The sequence below is a fragment of the Paractinoplanes atraurantiacus genome, assembly GCF_900215205.1.
In the GTDB taxonomy this organism is placed as follows: domain Bacteria; phylum Actinomycetota; class Actinomycetes; order Mycobacteriales; family Micromonosporaceae; genus Actinoplanes; species Actinoplanes atraurantiacus.
This window is the reverse complement of record NZ_OBDY01000025.1, coordinates 55,796-70,980: the sequence shown is the minus strand read 5'-3', so window position 1 is coordinate 70,980 and position 15,185 is coordinate 55,796. Positions and strand designations below refer to the sequence as shown.

Genomic DNA, 15,185 nt, shown 5'->3' with positions numbered 1-15,185 from the left:
CGGGCTGTGGATAACTCAGGACTGTGGATAAGCGAACGGCCTGACGGTCAGCCCGGCTTCGCGCAACCCAGCGCGGACCCGGGCCGCCAGCTCGACCGCGCCCGGCGTGTCCCCATGCACGCAGATCGACGCGACCGGTGACGGCACCTCCTGGCCATCGCCGGTCGCGACCACCTTCTCCACCGCCATCCGCACGGCCTGGGCGACCACCGCGCCGGCCTCGTGCAGCACCGCGCCCGGCTGCGAGCGCGGCATCAACGTTCCGTCCGGCCGGTAGCCCCGATCGGCGAAGCCTTCGCCCACCACGGTCAGCCCGGCGTCGATAGCGAGCCGGCTAAGTGTCGATCCCGGCTGACACAGCACCGGCAGCGCCGCGTCGAAGGCGCTGACCGCCGCCACCACCGCCCCGGCCTGCACCTCGTCGACCGCCGCGACGTTGTAGAGCGCCCCGTGCGGTTTCACGTAGGCGACTTTCCCGAACGCGCTCAACGCCCCGATCTGATACAAAATGTCGTCGCGGAGCTCGTCCGGCTCGTACTCGATCCGCCGCCGGCCGAAGCCCGCCAGATCGCGGTAGCCGACCTGGGCGCCGATGGCCACGCCTTTGGCCGTCGCCGCTGCGCACACGCGGCGCATGGTGGACGGGTCGCCGGCGTGGAAGCCGCACGCCACGTTGGCCGAGGTCACGATGTCGAGCAGCGCCTCGTCGTCGCCGAGGCGCCACCGGCCGAATCCTTCACCGAGGTCGGCGTTGAGGTCAATCGAGAGGGAGGGCACGGAACCGAACGGTAGTACCCGGCCGCGCCTGCGCGAGCGGCGTCACGTCGTCGACCACGCCGATCACCGGGTAGCCGCCGGTCGTCGGATGGTCGGCCAGGAAGATCAGCGGCTGCCCGTCCGCCGGCACCTGCACCGCGCCCAGCACCACTCCTTCGGAGGGCAGTTCGCCGGCCTTGGCGCGGGTCAGGGCGCTGCCGGCCAGCCGGCATCCGATGCGGTTGCTCATCGGGCTTATTTTGTACGCGGTCACGAAGAGCTCCCGGCACTGGAACCAGTCGTCGCGCGGACCGAGCCACACCCCCAGCTCCAGCTCAGCGTGGTAGTTAGCCGGCGAACCAGCTTCCACGAAAAGCCCGGCGGCCGTCCCGATCGGCAGCACCGCCCCGTCCGTGAGCTTGGCCGGCCCCAGCCCCGACAGCGTGTCGGTCGACCGGCTGCCCAGCACCGGCTCGACGTCGATCCCCCCGGCCACGGCGACATAGGACCGCACCCCAGCGGTGGCCCGGCCGATGTCGAGCACCGAGCCCGCCGGCACCTCGATCACGCCTTCGACCGGCTTCTTGTCCAGCTTCACCACCGCCGAGGCACCCGTGACCGCGACCCGCGCCGCCTCCTCGAACCGCAGCGCGCACCCCATCAGCGTCGTCTCCAGCCCGGCCGCCTCCGCCGGGTTGCCGACCAGCGCGTTGGCCCGCTTCAGCGCCGGCCCGTCGAGCGCCCCCGACCGCGGAACGCCGAGATGGGCGTACCCGGGCCGGCCGAGGTCCTGCACGGTCGTCAGCGGACCGGATCGCACGACCGTGATCATGAGGCTGGCACGAGCTTCACGCGCGCTCCCGGACTGAGAGTGGCCGGGTCGTCCCGGCGTACATCAAAAAGCTCCATGGCCGTACGACCGACGAGCCGCCACCCGCCCGGTGAGGCCGACGGATAAATCCCGCAGTACGCGTCGGCGAGGGCGACCGAGCCGGCCGGAACGCGAGGCCGCGGAGCGGCGAGCCGGGGCACCGCCCACTCCTCCGGAAGACCTCGCATATAGCCGAAACCGGGAGCAAATCCGCTGAACGCCACGGTGAAGTCGACTGAGGCGAGCCGCCCGATCGCGTCGTCCACCGACACCTGCCAGAGGTCGGCCACGTCAGCGAGATCCTCACCGTCGAAGACCGTCGGCACCTCCACGAGCGGTCCCTCGGCGAGAGCCGCCGCGTCCAGAAGCGGAGTGAGCGAAGCAAGTAACGCCGCCGTGCCCGGCCCCACACCGTCCAGCAGCACGGTGCCCGCTCCCGGGACGATGTCGACCACCGCCAGATCGCCCGTTTCGCGCCGGCGCCAGAGCTCGCGACGCCAGGCCTCGACCTGACCCGGATCGTCGCACTCGATCAGCAGCGCGGTCCGGCCGACCTGTCGTAGCCTCATCACGACACCCTGGTTCTACTTGCCAGTAACTTACGATACCGTAACCTGGAGTCGTGACGACCTCCGCACCGTTCCGGATGAAGCCGGCCGATCTCGGCAAGCCGCGTCTGCGTGGCCGGCTGCATCAGTATGCGTTCTTCGTCGCCGTCGTCGGCGGCATCGTGCTGTGCTCGATCGCGCTCAGCCGACCGGGCTTCTCGCCGTTCTTCAGCGTCCTGATCTACAGCGCGACCGTCTGCGGCCTGTTCGGCATCAGCGCGCTCTACCACCGGCGGGTCTGGAGCGAACGCGGCTATCAGATCATGCGACGGGCCGATCACTCGATGATCTTCATCTTCATCGCCGGCACGTACACGCCGTTCTGCGTCCTGCTGCTGCACCCCGGCAAGGCGACGCTGATGCTCTCGCTGATCTGGGGCGGCGCGCTCGGCGGCGTGGCCCTCAAGACGATCTGGCCGCACCTGCCGCGCTGGGCCGGGGCGCCGCTCTATCTCGCGCTCGGCTGGGGCGCCGTCGCGATCCTGCCCGACGTGCTGCACACCGGCGGCGTCACCTGCCTCGTGCTGCTCGCGGTGGGCGGCGTAATCTACAGCGTGGGCGCCGTCTTCTACGCTCTGCGCCGCCCGAACCCGTGGCCCACAGTCTTCGGTCACCACGAGTTCTTCCACGCCTGCACGCTGGTGGCCGCCCTCTGCCACCACATCGCGATCTACTTCGCGCTGTACGCGTAGTCGGCCTTGACGCCCGGGTTGTCATAGACGACCCGGGCCCGCTGCACATCCTCGATGTGCGTCTCGGCCCACTGCTCCAGCGCCCGCACCAGGCCCAGCAGGCTCTGGCCGAGCTCGGTGAGCTGATAGTCGACGCGCGGCGGCACCTCGGCGTGCACCGTACGGATGATCAGGCCGTCGCGCTCCAGACCGCGCAGCGTCTGGGTGAGCATCTTCGGGCTCACGCCCTGGATCTTCTTCGACAGCGCCGTGTAGCGCTGCGGTCCGTCGGCCAGCATCACCACGATCAGGACGCTCCACGTGTCGCCGATCCGGTCGAGGATCTGCCGGCTCGGGCAGTCCTTCGCGTACGCAGTCACTTCCATGCGAGTAAGTATTGCACTTCAAGGTGCCTACTATCGAATGGGAAGTGATCGCTGACCAGGCATGTTGGCTTCTACTGGCAGATCAAGTCGTCAGAGGAGCTCCCCATGACCATCGTTGTTACCGGCGCCACCGGACACCTCGGCCGCCTCGCCATCGAGTCCCTGCTGGCCAAGGGCGTACCGGCCGGCGACATCGTCGGTCTCGGCCGCCAGGTCGAGAAGATCGCCGACCTCGGCATCACGGTCAAGAAGGTGTCGTACGAGGACCAGGAGGGCCTGCGGGCCGCCTTCGAGAACGCCGACAAGGTGCTGTTCATCTCGGCCAGCGAGCCCGGCAAGCGGATCGCGCAGCACACCAACGTCGTCGAAGCGGCCAAGGCGGCCAACGTCGGGCTGCTCGTCTACACCAGCGCGCCGAAGGCCGACACCACCGACATGAAGCTGGCCGGCGAGCACGCGGTCACCGAAAAGCTGATCAAAGACTCCGGGCTTCCGTACGTCATCCTGCGCAACGGCTGGTACGTCGAGAACTACCCGGCCGACCAGGCGGTCGCGCAGGGCCTCGTCGGCGCCTCCGGCGACGGCAGGATCAGCCTGGCTCCCCGCGCCGACTACGCCGAGGCGGCCGCGGCGGCTCTGGTCACCGAGGGGCACGAGGGCAAGACGTACGAGCTGGGCGGCGAGGCCCTCACCAAGGCCGAGCTGGCCGCCGAGATCTCCCGCCAGACCGGCAAGCCGGTCACCTACACCGACCTGGACGTCGACAAGTACACCGAGCTGCTGGTCGGTGTGGGCCTGCCCCGCGAGGCGGCCGAGGTCTTCGCCGACGTCGACCGGGCCACCGCCGCGGGCGCGCTGTTCGTGCCGCGCGACGACCTCGAGAAGCTGCTCGGACGGCCGGCGACACCGGTGGCGACCGCCATCAAGGCCGCCCTCTGACGCGCGCGACGCCGGCCCGGCCGCTAGGGGGGAGGCGGCCGTGCCGGCGTCGCGAGTCTCTAACTCAGTAACCCGGGGGCGGGGGCGGCGGGGCGTCCTCGCGACGGGTCTCGCGGTACTCGCTGCGAACCTGCTGGTTCGGAGCCACCACCGGAGCGGCGGTCTGCCGGGTCACCACGGTGCGGCGCCGGCTGTTCCAGTACCAGAGCGTGATGATGAGCCCGACGAGGCCGGCCGCCATCAGGATCCAGCCGATGATGTTGATGTCGAGCCCGCTGATATCCGCGTTGACGGCGAACGCGAGGATCGCGCCCACCGCCAGCAGGAAGATGCTGCCGCCGATGCCCATCACGGGCCTCCTTGATCATCACCGGGGTCAATGCGTTGATGATGGGTTACCCACCCGCCCGATTCCTCAATCAGGCAAGCTGTCCCCATGACCGCACGGACGCTCGTTCTGCTCCGCCACGCCAAGGCCGAGATCATCGGTGACGATCAACAGGACTTCGACCGCAAGCTGACCGAGCGCGGTGAGACCGACGCCGACGCCGCCGGCGCCTGGCTGGCCGACGAGCGCCTCCACCCCGACCTGGTCCTCTGCTCCCCCGCGGCCCGCACCCGCCAGACGTGGCAGGGCGTCTCGATCGCGTTGGCCCAGGCCAAGCCGGGCGGCGGCGCCCCCGAGGTGCGCTACGAGGAGTCCCTCTACTTCGGAGGCCGCACGGAGGTCTTCGACCTGCTGCGCACGGTCCCCGACACGGTCCGCACCGTCCTGGTCGTGGGGCACAACCCCACCGTCTCCGAGGTCTCCCTGCTCCTGATCCCCGACGCCCAGTACGACGGCGTCGACGTCGCCCTCAAGACGGCGGGGCTCGCCGTCCACCGGGAAGAAGGTTCCTGGTCGACGACGGAGCCCCGCGCCATGCACCTGATCGAGCGACACACCGCCCGCGGTTAGCTCTTGACGGTCACCGCCACGCTGGCCGCGCGGCCGTCGTTGTAGCCGGTCTTGCGGGCCACGACGGTCAGCACGAGCTTCTTGTTGCGCATGCCGGAGGTGAGCTTGAGCTTCGTACCCGTGCTGATCAGCTTGCCGTTGAGACGCCACTCGTAGCGGTACGAGTCCGGCTTGATCGACCAGCCGCCGGTGGAGACGGACAGGGTGCGCCCGACCTTGGGCGTGCCCAGGATGACCGGCCGCTTGGTGCTGCGCGGCGCCGCGCCCTTGGCCACCACGGCGGTCGCGGCCGAGGTGGAGCTGCCGGAGGGGTGACCGGCGCGGTTCGCGGTCACGGTGACGGTCAGGCGCTTGCCGAGGACGGCGGCGGTGATCGGGTACGACTGGTAGACCGCACCCTTGATCGTCACGCCGTTCGCGGCCCAGCGGTAGGTGTACGACGTCGGCGCCGGCGTCCAGGTGCCCAGGGTGGCGGCCTTCACGGTGGAGCCGACCACGGCGGCGCCGGTGATCGTGGGCGCCTTGGTGGCCTTCAGCGGAGCCGGCGGAGCGGCCACCCCGGCGGTGAGCGGCGCACCCTGGCCGTCGGCCGGCGTCACGGTCAGCGACCAGCCGTAGGTGCCGTTGGCGACGGCCCTGCCCGCCGAGTCCTTGCCGTCCCAGGTCGCCTTCACCACGCCGCGGGCCGACGTGCCGGAGATCGTCCGGAGCACCGTGCCGGCCGAGCTGCGGAAGACGAGCTGCCAGGCGGCGCCCGGCTTCGACAGCCACCAGGTGCCCGACCAGTTCGGGACCGTGGCCGACACCGCGGAGTCGATCACGGTGAGGGCCGATGCCGGCACACCGCTCGGCGTCACGTGGACGCGTTCCTCCTGATCGGACCAGGCGACGCCACCGCCGAACCGGTCGACGGTCCAGGAGACGCGCGGCTCGGTGTACTGCCCGACGGCGCCGATCACCCGGCCGGCCGTACCGGGGTGGTACAGGTCGAACAGCGTCAGCGTGCCGGCCGCGTCCTGCTGGACGTAGTAGCCGTCACCGAGCAGCACCTTCTCGCCGGGCGCGGCGGCGCTGGTCTTCGTGACCCGGTCGTAGACGCCGGAGCCGTACGCCGTGCCGTACTCGTTGCAGGACCAGTAGACCCAGCGGCCCACCGCCTGCACCTGGGTCGGCGTGCAGTTGTTGGAGGTGGTGAAGGACTCCACCGCCGTCGTCGCGGGGATCCGGGTCGCGGTCACCCGGCCGCCCTCGGCGGACGCGCTCCACAGCAGGTTGCCCCAGACCGCGGCCGGGACGTCGTCACGCTTCTGCAGCAGTGTTCCGGCCCGGAAGTCGGCGATCGCCTGCGCGCCCTTGGGACCGCTGTTGATCACTCCGTAGCGACCGGACAGGTCGAGGAGGTACGGCGACGAGAACCCGGTCTTGACCTTCGGGCCCGGCGTGGCGGACCCGTTGGCGTACAACATGGTCTCTTCGAAATAGGTGTCGTCCCGCCGCCCGTGGAAGCCGGTGCCGTCGGCGAACATCGTGACGCAGGTCGGGCTTCCGCTGTAGTGGCAGTCGCCGTCGTCGCCGGTCACCCAGGCGTCCAGCGTGGTCTTCTCCACCGAGGGCGTGCCGCCCGTGGTCAGCCAGGTGCTGCGATAGGCGCCCAGCAGGCCGCCCGGCTCGTAGATCGTGCTGTTGACGCCGGTGGTGAGGATGCCGCTGCCGAGCGACATGCCCAGGGTCTGCGCGGGCATCGGCGCGATGTCGGCGATCTCGCGCCGCTGGATCGTTCCGCCGGCCGCCTCGGTGATCCGGTAGAAGCCCCAGTCGAGGTCGCCGTACTGCACGTACTTCGCGGCGCCGGCCACCAGGACCGATCCGTCCGGAGCCTGGACGATCTGGTGGGCGGCCGGGCTCATGACCTCGGTCTGGTCGGGGTCGGCCTCGTCGGTCCGCAAGGACCAGAGCGGCTGGCCGCGGTAGATGTTGTTGCCCGGCATGATCGGATCGACGGCGAGCAGCGAGGAGCCGGCGACGCCGTACACGGTCTGGTAGCCGAACTGCCCGGTGTCGACCGTCCGCGGCGCGGCGGTCAGCTCGTCCCGGTCGTACACGTCCATCTTGCCCCGGCCCCACCGGTCGCGCAGGACCGAATCACCACCGAGCCGGAAGGCCGCCACATCCCAGCCGTCCTCGTCGTTGACCGGCAGCGCGGTCGCCACTCCGGTGGCGAGGTCGACGATCGACCAGGACCCCCAGCCGGTGGCATCGGGCAGCTTGTACTTGAGGATCACCGAACGGGCGTCGCCGTCCTCGACGGTGAAGTCGGCGGCATCGGCCGGCAGACCCGTCACGGCACTCTCGGCGCCGTCGCGCCAGAGGTGATACGTCTGCGGTCCGCCCTCGTAGCCGCTGCGGCTGAGGACCACGGCGCCGAAGGTTCCCTGGTAGGAGTGGCCCTCCGGAAGCACGACCTCGGTGACGTCGCCCCCGGCCCCCGTCTGGAGCCGGACCCGCTGAGCGTCGTACAGGGCGACGGTGTCACTGCCGGCGCCGTACCACCCCGGGTTCCAGGACGGGCTCGACGGGTAGAACCCGCCGTCCATGTCGTAGACGACCTTTTCGGGAAGCCGCTGGGCGAGGGCGGTCGCCGTCCCGGTGGCGTAGTCCGTCCACAGGAGGCGGTCGTCGCCCTCCTGAGCCCAGAGGAAGCCGGTGAGGCCCGCGTTGAGGATGCGGGTCGCGCGGGGCACGAAGCGGGACGCGGCCGGGATCACGACCTCACCCGACGGAGCTGCCGCCGCTCGGGTGACCGGCGCCGCCTGTGCGGGCAGACCGGTCAGGACTATTCCGACGCCGATGGCCGCTGCGGCCAGACTCCGGATGGCTGGAGCCACCGATCCTCCTGAAGGAAGAAAAGAAAGAGAGGTGTGGTGGCGTTCCCGGAAACCGTCACGGAGCGCGCCCCCGCACGCGTGGAGCGCAGCGTAACAGCCGTCCATATAGAAGATCAACGAAAAAAGGCCGGCCTCTCGGCCGGCCTTTCTCCTGGTCGAACGGATCAGAAAACGTCCTCGGAGAGGTCCATCAGGTCGAGGGTGGTGTTCTCGATGATGCGGCGGTCGGAGCCGACGCGGGGGAGGATCTCGCGGACGAAGAAGCGGGCCGCGGCGATCTTGCCCTCGTAGAAGTTCTTGTCGGCCGCCGAGACCTCGCGGCCCAGGGCCTTGAGGGCCACGTCGGCCTGGCGCAGCAGCAGCCAGGCGAGGACGACGTCGCCGAGGGCGAGCAGGACGCGGCGGGAGGTCAGGCCCACCTTGTACAGCTCGCGGGTCTCGCCGCCCTGCACCGCGGCCAGCCAGCCCATGGTCACGCCGAGGATCTGCTGGAGCTCGCCGAGGGCCTTGCCGAGGGCGAGGCGCTCCTCCTTGAGCCGGCCGTTGCCGGCCTCGCTCTCGATGAACGACTGCATCTCGGTGGCCAGGGTGGCCAGCGCGCGGCCCTGGTCCTTCACGATCTTGCGGAAGATCAGGTCGAGGCTCTGGATCGCCGTGGTGCCCTCGTACAGAGTGTCGATCTTCGCGTCGCGGACGTACTGCTCGAGCGGGTAGTCCTGCAGGAAGCCGGAACCGCCGAAGGTCTGCAGCGACTCGTGGCCGAGCAGCTCGTACGCCCGCTCGGAGCCGACGCCCTTGACCAGCGGGAGCAGCAGGTCGTTGACCTTGCTGGCGGCCTTGGCGGCGGCGGTGTCGCCGGCTGCCTCGGCGATGGCCACCTTGTCCTGCCAGGTGGCCGTGTAGATGACCAGGGCACGCAGGGCCTCGGTGTACGACTTCTGGAGCATCAGCGAGCGGCGCACGTCGGGGTGATGGGTGATCGTGACGCGCGGGGCGGCCTTGTTGTCGTTCTGCACCAGGTCGGCGCCCTGTACGCGGTTCTTCGCGTACTCGAGGGCGTTCAGGTAACCCGTGGACAGGGTGGCGATCGCCTTCGTGCCGACCATCATCCGGGCGTACTCAATGATCATGAACATCTGCCGGATGCCTTCGTGCTTCTCGCCCAGCAGCCAGCCCTTGGCCGGCGTGCCGTGCTCACCGAAGGTCATCTCGCACGTGTTGGAGGCCTTGAGGCCCATCTTGTGCTCGACGTTCGTGGCGTAGACGCCGTTGCGCTCGCCCAGCTCGCCGGTCTCGGCGTCGAAGTGGTATTTCGGCACGATGAACAGCGACAGGCCCTTGGTGCCGGGACCGCCCACGCCCTCCACGCCGACCGGGCGGGCCAGCACGTAGTGCACGATGTTGTCGCTCAGGTCGTGCTCACCCGAGGTGATGAAGCGCTTGACGCCCTCGATGTGCCACGAGCCGTCGGGCTGCGGGATGGCCCGGGTGCGGCCGGCGCCCACGTCCGAGCCGGCGTCGGGCTCGGTGAGGACCATGGTCGAGCCCCACTGCTTCTCGACGAAGAGCTTCGCCCACTGCTTCTGCTCCTCGGTGCCCTCCTCGTGCACGACGTGCGCGAAGGAGGGGCCGGAGGAGTACATCCAGACCGGCGCGTTGGCGCCGAGGATGTTCTCGGCCAGCGCCCACCACAGGGCGCGCGGGGCGAGGGTGCCGCCGAGGGCGCCGGGCAGGTCGAGGCGCCAGAACTCGGACGCCATCCACTGCTCGAACGACTTCTTGAACGACTCCGGCAGCGGCGCGGTGTGCGTGGCGGGGTCGAAGACCGGCGGGTTGCGGTCGGCCTCGGTGTAGCTGGCCGCGAGGTCTTCGGTGGCGAGGCGGTGCACCTCGGAAAGAACGTCCTTGGCGGTCTCCGCGTCGATGTCCTCGTACGGCGCCTGGCCGAACGCACGATCAGCCTCGAAGACCTCGAACAGGTTGAACTGGAGGTCCCGAAGGTTGCCCTTGTAGTGAGTCATGCTGCTGGCCCCGCTCTCCGAACGCCGCGAGTCTTGGAGTTACCCGTCAGTAACTCCCACTGTATTACTGATCGGTAGAGACGGACAAGCCGCAAGCCGTTTCGTGACCGACCACCCGCGTGTGGGGGTCTGTCCGTCGGTTCGCACATCAAACGCCTCCGATCGGGTGGCCAGCAGGACAGCCGTTCGGCTATTTGCGTGCTCCCATGCGCCACAGACGTATCGGAGGGTTCCTCGGCTCGTTGCTGTGGATAGACGTTCATTCAAGCCGCCAAGGGGGCGCGCATGTTCGCCACGATCAAGAGCCTGATTCCGGAGCCTCGCCAGGCGGACCAGCCACGTCACTACGTCGGGCGCCACCGCAAGCCGGAACCGGTGCCCGTTCCGGTCTCGCCCGCGCCCGCTCCGCCCACGGGAGAATCGGTCCCCGAGGGCAAGGTGCCGGTACTCGAGGGCAAGGCGCAGGTGCTCGAAGCCGAGACCCAGGAGATCGCCGCGGCTTAACTGCCCGCGGCGCCGACCTCCCAGCTCGGCATCGGCATCGTCGCGCCGTCGTCCGGGCCCGCGTATTCCAGCAGCACCAGCGCAATGTCGTCCTCGAGACGGCCGTGCACCCAGTCGACCAGGGCGGTCTCGAGCGAGGCGAGACCATCACCGACCGTGCCGTGGCCCAGCAGCCGCCAGGCCCGATCGGCGGTCGGGAAGAACTCGCCCTCCCGGCGGGCCTCGCCGAGCCCGTCGGTGAACAGCAGCAGCCGGTCACCCGGCTCCAGCCGCTCGACCCGCGCCTTCACCTCGGGCATGAAGCCCAGCGGTGGCGCCGGCGCCGGCGGTTCCAGGGGGATGACCTGGCCGCGCCGCAGCAGCAGCGGGGCCGGATGTCCACAGTTGACGATCGTGAGCGTGCCGCCACGCTCCTCGACCAGCGCCGCGGTCACGAAATCCTCGTCACCGACGCTGCGCGCGACCGCCCGGTCGAGGTCGGTCACCATGGCTTTCAGATCATTGCGCTCGTACGCCACGTGCCGGTACGAGCCGAGCACGATGCTGGCCAGGCGGACGGCGTCCAGGCCCTTCCCGCGCACGTCACCGATGATGATGCGAACCCCGTACGGCGTGTCGAGGGCCTCGTAGAGGTCTCCGCCGATGTCGGCGGCGGCCGTCGCCGAGATGTAGCGGCCGGCGACCGCGAGCGAGCCGACCTGCGGCCCGAGCGGCCGCAGCACCGCCTGCTGGGCGACCGCGGCCAGCCGCTGCAACTCAGCGATCCGGTCGGCCTGCCGCTGCCGGATCGTGGCCACGGCGCCGGCGATGCCGGTGGCCAGCAGGATGCCGAGCAGGTTGACCATGCCGGCGACGGTGATCGGCCCGGCCGCCCCGACGAAGGCCATCCCGACGACCGTCGCGACGATGCCGACGACGAGGACCGTCTGCCAGAAGGCGAAGACGGCGGCCAGGAACGGAACGGCGGCGAGCAGGCCCACGAAGTCGGCCGTCTTCGGGTCGGCCAGCTCCACCGCGGACACGACGGCGAGCAGCACGAGGGCCGCGCCGAGGCCGGCGCGGGATCCAGGGCTCAGCGGGCGGCGGCGGCCCGGCGGCAGAGTAGGCATGGTTACGCGACACAGCATGCCCGATCAGAGCGACGGACTGCACTAACTTGACCCGTAGTCTGAGCGGGTTCTGACCGCGCGGCGGAATGGATCAGCCGCACGATGACAGGATGTCGGCGTGGCGAGCGACTTGCGTGATCGTTTGAGGGCCGGTTTCCGGTGGACCGACCCGGGCGACGGCAGTGGATATCTGGTGAGCGACCGCTCCGGTTGGTGGCGCGATCCGGTGATCCTCGAAAAGCTCGGCGACGGCCTGGCCGACCTGTTCCGCGCCGACAAGCCGACCGTCGTGGTGGCCCCGGAGGTGACGGGTTTCCTGGTCGGCCCACTGGTGGCGCGGGCGCTGGGCGTCGGCTTCGTCGAGGCCTACCGGGCCGGCGCCCGCCGCCCGATCGCCGAGCCGATGATCTGGGCCGAGGTCCCGTCGGATCATCGGGGAGAAAAACAGCATTTGGGGGTACGCCGTCAGCTGCTCACGCCGGAAGATCGCGTGCTCGTGGTCGACGACTGGGCGTCGACCGGCGCCCAGGCACGGGGCCTGAGCAGCCTGTTCGGCCCCGGCTACGTCGGCACCGCGGTGATCGTGGACGAGACGCCGCCGCCGGTGGCCCGCGAGCTGACCATCCGCGGCCTGCTCACCGGCGACGACATCGAGCCCGTCTAGTCCGTGACGAGTCCCCGGTTGGCGACGTAGCCCACCGGCGTGTACTCGGCCACCCCAGCCTTGACGTACGGGTCCTCGGCGATCAGCTCGAGCGCGCGCTCCCGCTCGGTGACCTTGAGCACGAGCACCCCACCGACCGGCGGATCCTGCCGCCCGGCCGAGGCGAGCAGCCCCCGCTGCTCCAGCGAGTCCACATAGGCCAGGTGCTCGGCCCGCACGGCGTCAACCTGCTCGACCGGCACAACGTACTTCGAAATCATCAAATACACGCCGGCAATCGTACGAGCCGGTTGAGGTTTCTTCCGGGTGGTTCTCGCTCGGCTGAGCGGCCGATGGTGTCCGACACTCCCGAAAAGTTACATTTCAGGAGTGTTTTTGCAGATCACCGCGCGTCCGGACCCCCGGCTGGCCGCCACCGCCCTGCGCCACGGCCTGCGCCGCCCGCTGCTGATCGCCCGGGTGGCGGGCTGGGCCGCGATCGGGCTGGCCGCGCTGCACGAGCTCACCGGCAACGGGCTGGACATCCCCCTGCTCGTGCTCGGAGTGCTCCTGGCCGTGGGCATCCCCCTCCTCCTGATCAACACCGGCACCCGCCGAGCACTCGACGCGGGCCGTCTGACGACCTACGAGATCAGCGACGGCGGCGTGGCCCTCTCCACGGCCGAAAGCCGCCACGCCTACGCCTGGACCGCCTTCACCAGGGTCGACAACCTCGCCGGCCAGCTGGTCTTCGGCCGGACCCGGGCCCGCTTCCTGCCCGTGCCGACCGCGGGCCTGACCCCGGCCCAGATCGAAGAGGTCCTCGGCACCGCCGCCGGCCACGGCCTACAGATCCGCCACAGCTGACCCCGGCTCGAGGAACATGCCGTAGGCCCGGGGCTGCCTCTCCGGCGGCTCGGCCGCACGCTCCAGGCGCATGGTCTCGGTCAAACCCGTTTGGCATCGCCTGACTTGTAGGCGAGCAGCAGGCGGCCGCCCGGCCTCAGGACCCGGGCGAACTCCGCGAAGGCCATGGGCAGCAGCTCGGGCGGGGTGTGCACCAAGGTGTAACAGGCGACCACGCCGTCGAGGCTGGCGTCAGGAAAGTCCAGATCCAGCAGCGACCCGATGGCGAAGGGAATCTGCGGGTCCGAGGCTTCGGCTTCCCTGACCATGGCGGGCGAGAGGTCGGCACCCTGGATGTCGACGCGCAGGGAAGCGACCAGGTCTTAGGCCGCTGGTTCTGTCTAAATAGGTCCCCGTGGAGTTCGTCACGGGGTCATTCTGCTCCTGCGGCGGGCCTTGATCCGGAGTTATCCACAGGGGTGGTTTTGAGCGCGACCACTTACGCACGTCGCCGTGGTGGGGTGAGCGTTCTGGGCGCGCCAGCGCCCTGCTCACCCCGCCGCGGCCCTCGGCGTGAGCAGCGGTCCGTACCCACCACCCCGCTACGACAGCCGGAGTTTGCCCTTACGCGGTCGGCCAGGTGCGGAAGTTCTGCGCCGAACGGCTCGGCGTCGGGCCGCGCTGGCCCTGGTAGCGGGAGCCGTAGACGGCGGAACCGTACGGGTGCTCGGCCGGGCTGGAGAGCCGGAAGATGCAGAGCTGGCCGATCTTCATGCCGGGCCAGAGCTTGATCGGCAGGTTGGCCACGTTGGACAGTTCGAGCGTGACGTGACCGGAGAACCCGGGGTCGATGAATCCCGCGGTCGAGTGTGTCAGCAGGCCAAGGCGGCCGAGGCTGCTCTTGCCCTCCAGGCGGCCCGCGAGCTGCTCACCAAGGGTGATCACCTCGAGCGTCGAGGCGAGCACGAACTCGCCCGGGTGAAGGACGAACGGCTCGCCGGCGGCGACCTCGACGAGCGCGGTCAGGTCGTCCTGCTGCTCGGCCGGGTCGATGTGGGTGTAGAGGTGGTTGTTGAACACCCGGAAGAAGCGGTCCAGGCGAACATCGATGCTGGACGGTTGCATCAGCGCCGGCTCGAACGGCTCCAGGGCCAGGTCGCCAGATTTGATCTCGGAGACCAGGTCACGGTCGGACAGCAGCATGGCGACACCTTACCCAAGCTGCCCGTTCGGCGTGTTTTGGTGGGCGTGTCGAACGTATGTTCGATAGAATGACGGCATGGCTTCCTGGTCCGATTTCGCCGCGGTTGAGCCCACCCTCGCAGCCGGCATCCGCGCGCTCCTCCAGCAGTACGGCCCCGGCCTGGCCTACCTGGCCACGGTGCGTGCCGACGGCTCACCACGGGTCCATCCGGTGTCGCCGGTCATCACCGACGAGGGACTCTATTGCTTCATCGTCGCCTCACCCAAGCGTGGCGACCTCGACCGCGACGGCCGCTACGCGCTGCACTCTTTTCCCCCGGAAGAGAGCGACGACGAGGCTTTCGTGAACGGCCGAGCGGTCCGCGTGACCGACCCGCGGGTGATCACGCGGCTCGCAGGCGCCCTGCGCGCCTCCCCCGACGTCGATTGGCGCCTCTACGAGCTGATGATCGACTCAGCCACCCTCCGCCGCCACGGCCCAGCGGGCGCTCTGCCCCTCTCCCCCGACGTGAGCCCCCTGTCACGCACGTGGCGAGCCGAGTTACCGCGCCCCTTGGCCGCGGTGAGTTGAGTAAGGGCGGTCCCGCCACAGAGTGCCGCAATCAGGTACAGTGGGGCCCGCTACGCGGGTGTAGTTCAATGGCAGAACATCAGCTTCCCAAGCTGACAGTGCGGGTTCGATTCCCGTCACCCGCTCAAAGGTGAAGGCCCTGTGTCTGCGGAAAGCGCAGACCGGGGCCTTTTTCGCTACGCCTACCTGGGGGGCGACCCCCCAGACCCCCACG

At 69.8% G+C, this 15,185-nt stretch carries 18 protein-coding genes and 1 tRNA gene; 8 read left to right on the top strand and 11 right to left on the bottom strand.

Features of this window, described 5'->3' with window-relative positions; genetic code table 11:
• Positions 1-15: 15 nt before the first annotated feature.
• Genes CRP55_RS38410 through CRP55_RS38400 form a run of 3 tightly spaced genes read right to left on the bottom strand, consistent with a single transcriptional unit; the run spans position 16 to position 2,196 of the window.
• Complete coding sequence (locus CRP55_RS38410) at positions 16-762, bottom strand: LamB/YcsF family protein (RefSeq protein WP_097326991.1); 747 nt, start codon at positions 760-762, stop codon at positions 16-18.
• Entirely contained in the window at positions 758-1,588 is an 831-nt protein-coding gene (locus CRP55_RS38405) for a 5-oxoprolinase subunit C family protein (protein ID WP_097326920.1), read from the bottom strand. Before CRP55_RS38405 ends, CRP55_RS38410 begins: the two co-directional genes overlap by 5 nt.
• A complete protein-coding gene (locus CRP55_RS38400) occupies positions 1,585-2,196 on the bottom strand; it encodes a 5-oxoprolinase subunit B family protein (RefSeq protein WP_097326919.1) in 612 nt (203 codons plus the stop codon). Before CRP55_RS38400 ends, CRP55_RS38405 begins: the two co-directional genes overlap by 4 nt.
• A gap of 53 nt (positions 2,197-2,249) precedes the next feature.
• Between CRP55_RS38400 and trhA the strand changes: the two genes are divergently transcribed.
• Positions 2,250-2,927 carry a PAQR family membrane homeostasis protein TrhA gene (gene trhA / locus CRP55_RS38395; RefSeq protein ID WP_097326918.1) on the top strand — a complete coding sequence of 226 codons (678 nt, stop codon included), beginning with the start codon at positions 2,250-2,252 and terminating at the stop codon, positions 2,925-2,927.
• Here the strand turns inward: trhA and CRP55_RS38390 are convergent.
• Complete coding sequence (locus CRP55_RS38390; RefSeq protein WP_097326917.1) at positions 2,906-3,292, bottom strand: winged helix-turn-helix transcriptional regulator; 387 nt, start codon at positions 3,290-3,292, stop codon at positions 2,906-2,908. The genes trhA and CRP55_RS38390 overlap by 22 nt on opposite strands.
• Positions 3,293-3,397: 105 nt before the next feature.
• Here CRP55_RS38390 and CRP55_RS38385 point away from each other — a divergent pair, with 105 nt between their 5' ends.
• Positions 3,398-4,231, top strand: coding sequence for an SDR family oxidoreductase (locus tag CRP55_RS38385; protein ID WP_097326916.1), 834 nt, complete (start codon positions 3,398-3,400; stop codon positions 4,229-4,231).
• 64 nt (positions 4,232-4,295) lie between these two features.
• Here CRP55_RS38385 and CRP55_RS38380 read toward each other — a convergent pair whose 3' ends face one another.
• Positions 4,296-4,580 (bottom strand): DUF6458 family protein, encoded by a 285-nt coding sequence (locus tag CRP55_RS38380; RefSeq protein ID WP_097326915.1) that lies wholly within the window; start codon positions 4,578-4,580, stop codon positions 4,296-4,298.
• 87 nt (positions 4,581-4,667) lie between these two features.
• Between CRP55_RS38380 and CRP55_RS38375 the strand changes: the two genes are divergently transcribed.
• The gene (locus CRP55_RS38375; protein ID WP_097326914.1) at positions 4,668-5,189 is read left to right on the top strand and encodes a SixA phosphatase family protein; all 522 of its coding nucleotides are present in this window, start codon (positions 4,668-4,670) and stop codon (positions 5,187-5,189) included.
• Here CRP55_RS38375 and CRP55_RS38370 read toward each other — a convergent pair.
• The gene (locus CRP55_RS38370; RefSeq protein ID WP_218854815.1) at positions 5,186-8,074 is read right to left on the bottom strand and encodes a FlgD immunoglobulin-like domain containing protein; all 2,889 of its coding nucleotides are present in this window, start codon (positions 8,072-8,074) and stop codon (positions 5,186-5,188) included. The two genes, CRP55_RS38375 and CRP55_RS38370, sit on opposite strands and share 4 nt — an antisense overlap.
• 164 nt (positions 8,075-8,238) lie before the next feature.
• Positions 8,239-10,095, bottom strand: coding sequence for an acyl-CoA dehydrogenase (locus CRP55_RS38365; protein WP_097326912.1), 1,857 nt, complete (start codon positions 10,093-10,095; stop codon positions 8,239-8,241).
• A 285-nt stretch (positions 10,096-10,380) separates the two neighbouring features.
• Between CRP55_RS38365 and CRP55_RS38360 the strand changes: the two genes are divergently transcribed.
• Positions 10,381-10,599, top strand: a complete 219-nt coding sequence (locus CRP55_RS38360) for a hypothetical protein (RefSeq protein ID WP_097326911.1) — start codon at positions 10,381-10,383, stop codon at positions 10,597-10,599.
• On the opposite strand, the gene CRP55_RS38355 is transcribed toward CRP55_RS38360, so the two are convergent.
• Positions 10,596-11,726, bottom strand: coding sequence for a PP2C family protein-serine/threonine phosphatase (locus CRP55_RS38355; protein WP_097326910.1), 1,131 nt, complete (start codon positions 11,724-11,726; stop codon positions 10,596-10,598). The genes CRP55_RS38360 and CRP55_RS38355 overlap by 4 nt on opposite strands.
• Positions 11,727-11,826: 100 nt before the next feature.
• Between CRP55_RS38355 and CRP55_RS38350 the strand changes: the two genes are divergently transcribed.
• The gene (locus CRP55_RS38350) at positions 11,827-12,372 is read left to right on the top strand and encodes a phosphoribosyltransferase (protein WP_097326909.1); all 546 of its coding nucleotides are present in this window, start codon (positions 11,827-11,829) and stop codon (positions 12,370-12,372) included.
• Here the strand turns inward: CRP55_RS38350 and CRP55_RS38345 are convergent.
• A complete protein-coding gene (locus CRP55_RS38345) occupies positions 12,369-12,632 on the bottom strand; it encodes a YciI family protein (RefSeq protein WP_097326990.1) in 264 nt (87 codons plus the stop codon). The genes CRP55_RS38350 and CRP55_RS38345 overlap by 4 nt on opposite strands.
• Positions 12,633-12,741: 109 nt before the next feature.
• Between CRP55_RS38345 and CRP55_RS38340 the strand changes: the two genes are divergently transcribed.
• Positions 12,742-13,218 carry a YcxB family protein gene (locus CRP55_RS38340; RefSeq protein WP_097326908.1) on the top strand — a complete coding sequence of 159 codons (477 nt, stop codon included), beginning with the start codon at positions 12,742-12,744 and terminating at the stop codon, positions 13,216-13,218.
• Positions 13,219-13,298: 80 nt separating this feature from the next.
• Here CRP55_RS38340 and CRP55_RS38335 read toward each other — a convergent pair whose 3' ends face one another.
• Together CRP55_RS38335 and dcd are read right to left on the bottom strand one after the other, a co-directional pair.
• Positions 13,299-13,526 (bottom strand): class I SAM-dependent methyltransferase, encoded by a 228-nt coding sequence (locus tag CRP55_RS38335; RefSeq protein ID WP_097326907.1) that lies wholly within the window; start codon positions 13,524-13,526, stop codon positions 13,299-13,301.
• 295 nt (positions 13,527-13,821) lie between these two features.
• Positions 13,822-14,400 carry a dCTP deaminase gene (dcd, locus tag CRP55_RS38330; protein WP_097326906.1) on the bottom strand — a complete coding sequence of 193 codons (579 nt, stop codon included), beginning with the start codon at positions 14,398-14,400 and terminating at the stop codon, positions 13,822-13,824.
• Positions 14,401-14,476: 76 nt separating this feature from the next.
• Between dcd and CRP55_RS38325 the strand changes: the two genes are divergently transcribed.
• Positions 14,477-14,971 (top strand): pyridoxamine 5'-phosphate oxidase family protein, encoded by a 495-nt coding sequence (locus CRP55_RS38325; RefSeq protein ID WP_097326905.1) that lies wholly within the window; start codon positions 14,477-14,479, stop codon positions 14,969-14,971.
• A gap of 54 nt (positions 14,972-15,025) precedes the next feature.
• Positions 15,026-15,096 (top strand) — tRNA-Gly (locus CRP55_RS38320).
• Positions 15,097-15,185 lie beyond the last annotated feature (89 nt).

Coding starts and splice junctions, on each gene's coding strand:
- CRP55_RS38405 (WP_097326920.1), bottom strand. CDS start 1,588: ATGATCACGGTCGTGCGATCCGGTCCGCTGACGACCGTGCAGGACCTC.
- CRP55_RS38400 (WP_097326919.1), bottom strand. CDS start 2,196: ATGAGGCTACGACAGGTCGGCCGGACCGCGCTGCTGATCGAGTGCGAC.
- CRP55_RS38390 (WP_097326917.1), bottom strand. CDS start 3,292: ATGGAAGTGACTGCGTACGCGAAGGACTGCCCGAGCCGGCAGATCCTC.
- CRP55_RS38385 (WP_097326916.1), top strand. CDS start 3,398: ATGACCATCGTTGTTACCGGCGCCACCGGACACCTCGGCCGCCTCGCC.
- CRP55_RS38380 (WP_097326915.1), bottom strand. CDS start 4,580: ATGGGCATCGGCGGCAGCATCTTCCTGCTGGCGGTGGGCGCGATCCTC.
- CRP55_RS38375 (WP_097326914.1), top strand. CDS start 4,668: ATGACCGCACGGACGCTCGTTCTGCTCCGCCACGCCAAGGCCGAGATC.
- CRP55_RS38365 (WP_097326912.1), bottom strand. CDS start 10,095: ATGACTCACTACAAGGGCAACCTTCGGGACCTCCAGTTCAACCTGTTC.
- CRP55_RS38360 (WP_097326911.1), top strand. CDS start 10,381: ATGTTCGCCACGATCAAGAGCCTGATTCCGGAGCCTCGCCAGGCGGAC.
- CRP55_RS38355 (WP_097326910.1), bottom strand. CDS start 11,726: ATGCTGTGTCGCGTAACCATGCCTACTCTGCCGCCGGGCCGCCGCCGC.
- CRP55_RS38345 (WP_097326990.1), bottom strand. CDS start 12,632: ATGATTTCGAAGTACGTTGTGCCGGTCGAGCAGGTTGACGCCGTGCGG.
- CRP55_RS38335 (WP_097326907.1), bottom strand. CDS start 13,526: ATGGTCAGGGAAGCCGAAGCCTCGGACCCGCAGATTCCCTTCGCCATC.
- dcd (WP_097326906.1), bottom strand. CDS start 14,400: ATGCTGCTGTCCGACCGTGACCTGGTCTCCGAGATCAAATCTGGCGAC.
- CRP55_RS38325 (WP_097326905.1), top strand. CDS start 14,477: ATGGCTTCCTGGTCCGATTTCGCCGCGGTTGAGCCCACCCTCGCAGCC.